The sequence below is a fragment of the Bacillus sp. JJ1503 genome (assembly GCF_036965125.1).
In the GTDB taxonomy this organism is placed as follows: domain Bacteria; phylum Bacillota; class Bacilli; order Bacillales; family Cytobacillaceae; genus Cytobacillus.
The window spans coordinates 22,816-30,429 of record NZ_JBALOZ010000018.1 but is presented as its reverse complement, the minus strand read 5'-3'; the positions used below and the strand labels follow the sequence as shown (position 1 = coordinate 30,429).

The window sequence follows — 7,614 nt, the reverse complement described above, 5'->3', positions numbered from 1 at the left end:
ACCCATTAAGGTTCCCGATATTTTCCCTTCGCCCCCGAACAGGTTAGTCCCGCCTAATACAACAGCAGCTATTGCATCTAATTCAGATCCTGTACCTGCATTTGGTGAACCTGAGGATAAACGAGAAGCAAGAACGATTCCAGCGATTGCGGTAACAGCTCCTCCCAAAACATAAACACCCGTCTTCACCCATTTCACATTAATACCGCATAATCTGGCAGCCTCTTCATTGTCACCAATCGAATAAACATTTCTGCCAAAACGAGTATGTGATAACAAAATATGTCCAAGAATGGCTACAATAATCATGATAATAATCGCTGTTGGAATGGGGCCAAGATACCCACGCCCAATTTCTCGGAATCCTGCATCAGTAATAACAACCGGGGTCCCTGCTGTATATACAAAAGCAATACCGCTTAAAATGGTTGTCATCGCTAAAGTAACAATAAACGGTGGAATATTCTGCCTAGATATAACAGTTCCCATAAAGAGTCCAATTAGCCCGCCTACTAATATAGTAATAAGAATGGCAAGTGGAATCGGTACACCAGAAACAATGAGTCCGCTCACTACTACACCACTTACAGCCAGCTGAGACCCTGCACTTAAATCAATTCCTCCCGTAATAATAATGAAGGTCATTGCTACAGCCATAATACATAATACGGCGGATTGACGCATGACATTAAGCAAATTATCAACTGTCAAAAAGTCAGTTGTAATAATAGACATAATGATGATAAGCAAAGCTAAACCGATAGTCGTACTTCCCTTATCGAAGAGAACATAAAGCTTTTGTTTCCAGCTTGTTTTCTGTGTGTTTTGATCCAAGTTCATGTTTGTTGATGTATTATTAAGCACCTATTCCACCTCCAAAGGCTAATTTTAATATGTTATCTGACGTTATTTGTTCTTTGTTAAGTTCGCCAGCAATTGCCCCTTCTCTCATGACAATTGTGCGATCACTCATGCCAATGATCTCTGATAGCTCAGAAGAAATCATGATAATCCCGACTCCCTGCTTTGCAAGATTACTAATTTGGGCAAAGATTTCTGCCTTTGCACCTACATCAACCCCACGGCATGGTTCGTCTAGTATAAGGATTCTTGGTTCTTGGATCATCCAGCGAGCAATAATCGCCTTCTGCTGATTTCCACCACTTAACGTAGACACTTTCTGTTCTATTGTCCTAGCCTTAATATTTAACTTTTGTTTATAATCTTCTGAAACTGCCTTTTCTGTCTTTTTATTAATAAGGAGGCCCTTTGTAAACTTGCCTAAGTTCGGAAGGGATATATTATCCCTTACAGTTTGCTTTAAAATCAGCCCTGTTTCTTTGCGGTTCTCTGTAACAAACCCTATCCCCATTTTGATGGCATCGCTTGGATTATTAATTTTTGTTAATTGATTGTCGATCAGTATTTCACCCGTATCTATTTTTAACAGGCCGAATAGCGCCTGGGCGATTTCTGTCCTTCCTGAGCCTACCAAACCGGCGACTCCTAGAATTTCACCACTTCGTAATTCAAAGTTAATATCTTTAAGTACTCCTGATTTTGAAAGGTTTTGCACCTTTAATACAGGCTTTCCGATAGGAACTTCCTCTTTATTAAAATAATCATCCATCTTTCGATTAACCATCAATTCAACGAGTTGGTCTACATCCTTGACCTCATTCATTGGCAAGGTTTTAATATGAGTACCATCTCTTAAAACAGTAACAGTATCACAAACTTTGAAAATCTCATCCATTCTATGGGATATATACAAGATGCTTACACCTTTATTTTTGAGTTCGGTTACTAAAGACAGCAGAATTTCTGTTTCTCTTTCAGATAATGATGAAGTAGGTTCATCCATTATCAGTATTTTGGCTTCTTGAGAAATCGCACGAGCAATTTCAATCATCTGTTTTTGTGCAATACTAATTTCTTTTGCCAATTGTTTCGGATTAAGATTAATTTGAAGCGATTTAAAAATTTCCGTTGCCTTATCATTCATGTAATTCCAATTAATAAAACCCATTTTTTTAGTTGGCTGACTGCCGAGAAAGACATTTTCGGCAATCGTTAAGAAATTGGCTACGTTTAATTCTTGGTATATACAATGAATCCCGATTTTCTTTGAAGCTTTAGGATCCATATGGTCAATGATTTCACCTTTATAACGAATTTCCCCACTCGTTTTTGAATAGGCGCCTGTTAGAATCTTCATTAAGGTAGACTTGCCTGCTCCATTCTCTCCAACAAGCGCATGAACACTTCCAGGATAAACAGTCAGAGATACACCTTTAAGTGCTTTCACACCGGAAAATTCCTTAGTAATATTCTCCAGTTCTATGATTGGTGAGTTCACTTACATACTCCCCCCTTGGTTTGGTGAGAAAACAGGGAGAAAATCTCCCTGTTCTACTTTTTGAAATGTTCGTCTACATTTGATTTATCTATTAAAATTACTGGCACACTAATATTTTTATCTAGTTCTTTTCCATTAATAGCCTCAAGAGCAGCTTTAATGGACTCTTCACCAATTTTGAAAGGCTGCTGCTGAATCATAGCTAGAATATAGTCACTGCGAACTCCTTCTGCTGCCTCTTCTGTTACGTCAAAACCAACGATCTTTGTATGCTTGTTGTTCGCTGATTCTAGTGCAGCCAACGCACCTAGCACACTATTTTCTGCAGTAGCGTAAATATAATCAATATCTGGATTAGCTTGAAGAATATTTTCTACAGTTGCCATTGATTTTTGACGATCGTAACCTGGCTGGCTATTTAGAATTTCTACATTTCCCATATCCTTTAATACTTCTTTAAAACCTTCTAATCTTTGTTTTTGAACGAAAGACTGTTCATGTGTAACAACTGCGATCTTTACACCTTTTCCCTTCGCTTCGATCTCTTTCTTTAAATATTCCCCTATTTGTTTACCCGCTTCGAGGTTCTCCGTTCCAATGAAAGTATCTACACTTTCACTTTCTACTACTGCATCTGCGGTAATAATCGGAATTCCCTTTTCCTTCGCCTCTTCAACGACAGGAACAACCCCAGCATTATCTACAGCTAAAACGACTAGAGCGTCTACACCCTTTTGCATATAATCTTCAATAGAAGAAACTTGCTTTGCTAAATCCAGGTTAGGATCATTAACTAACAATTCTACTCCCGCTTCTTCTGCAGCCTTTTTCATTCCATTATCAATATCAATAAAGAATTGGTGGCGAAGCGTAGCTGTTGTAACGCCAATCGTTATTTTTCCATCATCCTTTTTACCAGAGCTTGCTTTTTCCCCTGAGCTACAAGCGGATAAAACTAGTAACATGGACAAACAAATAAGAAACAATGTTTTTTTCATAACTTTTTCCCCTCCAAATAAATTAGTAGTTTTTTAATCTATAGATTCTACACCACACCATGAAATGATGAATTGAACATAAATCTCGATTAGTGATAAAAATTGGGAAATTGGTACAGATTCATTCACACAATGACATTGCTTTGGATCACCACAACCAATAATAATCGTTGGTATGTCAGCAAACCCAGCAAGCAAACGAGCATCGCATCCTGCCGGCATCCCTTCAATCACTGCCTCTTCCTCTAACACTTCCTCTATGACTTTCTTCATTTCGTCAACAAGAGGATGATTAATCGGTGTTTCAAAAGGATAACCCTCCTGATAGACACTCACCTTAGGAGGATGCTTCTCTAACCATTCATCCCCTTTAGCCACTCTTTCTATTGCTTCAATCACTTCTCTGTTCACACGTTCTCTCGTTTGTTCATACGTTTCAGATTGATTAGGCTGATAGTGAAGACATGTTTTTAATGTGCAAGAGCCTGGAACAACAGACCCGGCTATCCCCCCTTTTATTTCTCCTAGATTGATTGTAGGGCCTGGCAATAGCGGGTGCCTCTCTGTCATAAGCCAATGGTGCTCTAGATCCTTTAATCCTTGATAAATCTTGAATGCCTTGTCAATTGCGTTAACGCCTTCCCAAAGCTGACTGGAATGAAGACTGTGGCCCTCTACAACAATCTCATGAAACAGAAAACCCATATGTGCAGGCTGTATATGTAATTGAGTGGGTTCTCCGACTATTGCAGCATCAGCCGTATAACCACGTTCTACACATGCAAGCGTTCCGTTGCCTCCACCTTCCTCATCGACTACTGATTGGATGATTAAGTCACCTTTCAATTGATAGCCCATTTTTTTAATGGTTTGTGCCGCCATAACCATTGCGGCTAAAGATGCTTTCATATCAGTAGATCCAAGTCCATATAGAACATCATCCTGAACCTGTCCTAGAAAGGGGTCATGTGACCATTTTTCTCGGTCTCCATAAGGCATCGTATCAATATGACCATTTAAAATGAGGGATTTACCACCTCCTGCTCCTTTTAGTGTTCCGACAACATTGGGACGATCAGCATTATTATGGCCTAAATTGGCTCCGGGATATTTTTTGATCTTTTCATCTTCCACCAAAAATTCATTTACTTCAAAACCGAGATTCAATAGCTTCCCTTTAATGATTTCCTGCCCGGCCTTCTCATTCCCGCCTAGCAGCCCGTGTCCAATGACCTGGGTATCTGTCTGCACCAATTTTGACAAAAAATCTATATATTCATCTTTATTTTCCCGAACGACTTCCTCCACTGTCATGTCCATCACCAACTTACTGTTTTTATTTTTTGATATGTTCTAAAACCCGGACCCATAGTGGCTGATAGTGCTCCCACTCCATGAATTCCTTTGGTCCCCAATGCGGTGCACAATCACTGGCAAAGCATGCTGTTTTCCCATTGCCATATTCACCCACTACAAGAAGGGGATCCTCTTGAATGTTAACGAGAACCTCTGCTCCATCCTTCGCTTTAAACTGGTTGTATCCTAGGAAGTTTGGCCAATTTTCCATACCCTTTGTAATCGCATGTTCTTTAATCGTTTCAGCCCGTACTCCTTGCGGCATTTCTACACGGTCATCTCTATCAAGCATTTCAACAGGAAGGACATCTGCAAGAACTGTATTCTTATAGTTTGCCTTGCCTTCAATGCCCATGAACGATAGATAACCTCCGATCATCAACAAGCCTCCGCCAAGAGCAACATATTCCTTCAGCAGCTCTAACGCATTTGGAATAATCTCCATTTGGTAGAATGTAGAGTTTTGCAGCAAGAATGTGTTTGCTCCAATATCACTCAGAACAATCGCATCATATTGCTGAAGCACTTCTAGTTTCTTTGGGAAACGTACCTGAACTTCGTGAGCAGGCATATAATCTACTTCGACATTTGCCTCTCTTAAACAATTAAGTAAGTATGTTGCGCCTTCCTCATATTTAGTTGATTCAAAGGAATCGTACCCCTTCACATGAACCATATGAACCATCCAAGATTCTCCGATAAAAAGTATTTTCATTTGTAACACACTCTCCTTACTTGTTAATTGATTTATAGTTTTATATAGTTGAAATCACTAATGAATAAAGGGAACGAATTATTGAGGATTACTAACCTTTTTCTTGAAAGCTTAATACCTCAGTTAGGCTCGGCATACCTAATAATGCACCTGATTTCCCAATGGCCAATGCTGCTGTTTTATTGGCAAATTCTATTGAATCTAAAATGGTTTTGCCTTGGCCAATTGCATAGGCTAACCCAGCATTAAATGCATCACCAGCCCCGGTTGTATCCTTGACCGGCACGTTATAGCTTGGCATCCTTTGAAAGCCTTGCCCATCACCCTTAAACGCAACCCCTTCTGAACCTAGTGTGGTGATTACATTCCGAACCCCCCTCGATAGCAGCGCCTCCATTTTACTTTCTAAGGCTGCATTCCCCACTACCCAATTACTTGTAAGAATGTCCAGCTCGGTTTCATTTGGTGTAATGATGTCCACACATGCCAAAATGTCTTCCGGAATAGGCTGAGCAGGAGCGGGATTTAAAATAACAGTCTTATTTAAGAGATTTGCTATCTTAACAGTATGACAGACAGTTTCCATAGGAATTTCCATTTGGATCAGAACAATATCTGATTCCATTAAGACATCAATGTTACGATCAATATCCTCCGGCAAACATTTTTCATTTGCACCTTGAATGACAATAATGCTGTTCTCCCCATTAGCTAACAATATAATTGCTGTTCCGGTAGACAAGCCTTCAATTTCCTTAATAGACGAAACCTCTACTCCATTTGAGCTTAGGCATGAAATTAACTCTTTGCCGTACAGATCCTTGCCAACACTCCCAATCATTCGAGCCTCAGCCCCAAGTCTAGAGGCAGCTACCGCCTGATTTGCTCCCTTCCCCCCGGGTAAGTAACTTATTTCTTTTCCCAGGAGCGTCTCCCCTTGTACCGGAATTCTGTCCGTTTGAACAACAAAATCCATATTAATGCTTCCAACTACTGCAATTTTAGATATCATTCTTCTCCTGTACCTTCTTTCTCGTTGAATCTCTAACAATGAGGGAAACCGGTAAATTTATTACCTCGTTCCCTTTTTTAGTATTATTAATTCTAGCAATTAAATTCTCAGCTGCTAGTTTTCCAGCCTCATAGATGGGCTGCGCTACAGTAGTGAGTTCCGGCTGGGTAATTTCTGTTAGGTTTATTCCATCAAAGCCGCAAACAGCAATTTGGTCAGGGACTTTGATATTTAAATTGTGTAATTGTTTTAATACTCCAATTGACATTAGATCATTACCTGAGAAAATGCCGTCAACATCCGGATGTATTTTAAGTAATTCCACTGTTGCCTTCTTTCCCCCATCTATTGTGAAATCCCCGGGTACCAATAAGGTTGGTGTAAACCAAGGCAACTTTTTCACAACCTCCTCATAACCGGCCAGCCGTTCGCGGGCTGTACTATATTCCAAGGGACCGTATATATGGGCGATCTTTTTGCATCCTACATCTAGCAGATGCTGTACTGCTTGCATTGCCCCACCATAGTTATCAACCCGTATAACACAATTGGTTTCAATATCTTGTGCTCTATCCAATACGACCAATGGAATATTGGATTGTTCCAAATCCTTAATTTCCTTTAATCCCAAATTATTTGAAGCAATAATCATGCCATCTACATATTTTTTTCTGAGGATATCGATATAAGATTTCTCCTTAATGCCTGAGTCATCTGAATTACACAATATCAGTGTGAATCCATGCAGCTTCGTAACATCCTCAACCCCTCTAGATAAAACAGGGAAAAAGGGATTTAAAATATCCGGTACAATTAAAGCGATCGTTTTCGTTTTTTTTGCTGTTAATCCCCTTGCAAGCTGGTTCGGTTCATAATCCAATCTTTTCATTACTTCTTGAACCTTCGCTTCAGTTTCCGCACTAACATATCCATTTTTATTTATAACCCTTGAAACTGTTGCCACAGATACACCCGATAATTTCGCAACATCTCTTATTGTGGTAGTCAAGCTAAGTCACCTCTCTTCATGAAACCGGTACCATATAAAGCAAACATCCCTATAAAATATATGTAACCGTTTACCTATTAAGTAAAAAAAATAATTTATATATTAATTTGATTGTCTATATATGTTTTCCTCAAACATGTAACCGATTACCTAAAGAATAAATAA

The 7,614-nt window shown here is 39.4% G+C and carries 7 protein-coding genes; all 7 read right to left on the bottom strand.

Going from position 1 to position 7,614, the window contains the following annotated elements:
- A partial coding sequence (locus V7149_RS02460; protein WP_335344080.1) for an ABC transporter permease occupies positions 1 to 864 on the bottom strand: 864 nt, incomplete at its 3' end.
- A complete protein-coding gene (locus V7149_RS02455; RefSeq protein ID WP_335344079.1) occupies positions 857 to 2,359 on the bottom strand; it encodes a sugar ABC transporter ATP-binding protein in 1,503 nt (500 codons plus the stop codon). The genes V7149_RS02460 and V7149_RS02455, both read right to left, overlap by 8 nt.
- A gap of 53 nt (positions 2,360 to 2,412) precedes the next feature.
- Positions 2,413 to 3,357 (bottom strand): substrate-binding domain-containing protein, encoded by a 945-nt coding sequence (locus V7149_RS02450; protein ID WP_335344078.1) that lies wholly within the window; start codon positions 3,355 to 3,357, stop codon positions 2,413 to 2,415.
- Between the two features lie 33 nt (positions 3,358 to 3,390).
- Positions 3,391 to 4,671 carry a M20 family metallopeptidase gene (locus V7149_RS02445; protein ID WP_335344077.1) on the bottom strand — a complete coding sequence of 427 codons (1,281 nt, stop codon included), beginning with the start codon at positions 4,669 to 4,671 and terminating at the stop codon, positions 3,391 to 3,393.
- Between the two features lie 22 nt (positions 4,672 to 4,693).
- Complete coding sequence (locus V7149_RS02440) at positions 4,694 to 5,428, bottom strand: glutamine amidotransferase (protein WP_335344076.1); 735 nt, start codon at positions 5,426 to 5,428, stop codon at positions 4,694 to 4,696.
- A gap of 91 nt (positions 5,429 to 5,519) precedes the next feature.
- Positions 5,520 to 6,440: a ribokinase gene (gene rbsK / locus V7149_RS02435; protein WP_335344075.1), complete on the bottom strand. Its 921-nt coding sequence runs from the start codon at positions 6,438 to 6,440 to the stop codon at positions 5,520 to 5,522.
- The gene (locus V7149_RS02430) at positions 6,430 to 7,449 is read right to left on the bottom strand and encodes a LacI family DNA-binding transcriptional regulator (protein WP_335344074.1); all 1,020 of its coding nucleotides are present in this window, start codon (positions 7,447 to 7,449) and stop codon (positions 6,430 to 6,432) included. Before V7149_RS02430 ends, rbsK begins: the two co-directional genes overlap by 11 nt.
- Between the last annotated feature and the right edge of the window lie 165 nt (positions 7,450 to 7,614).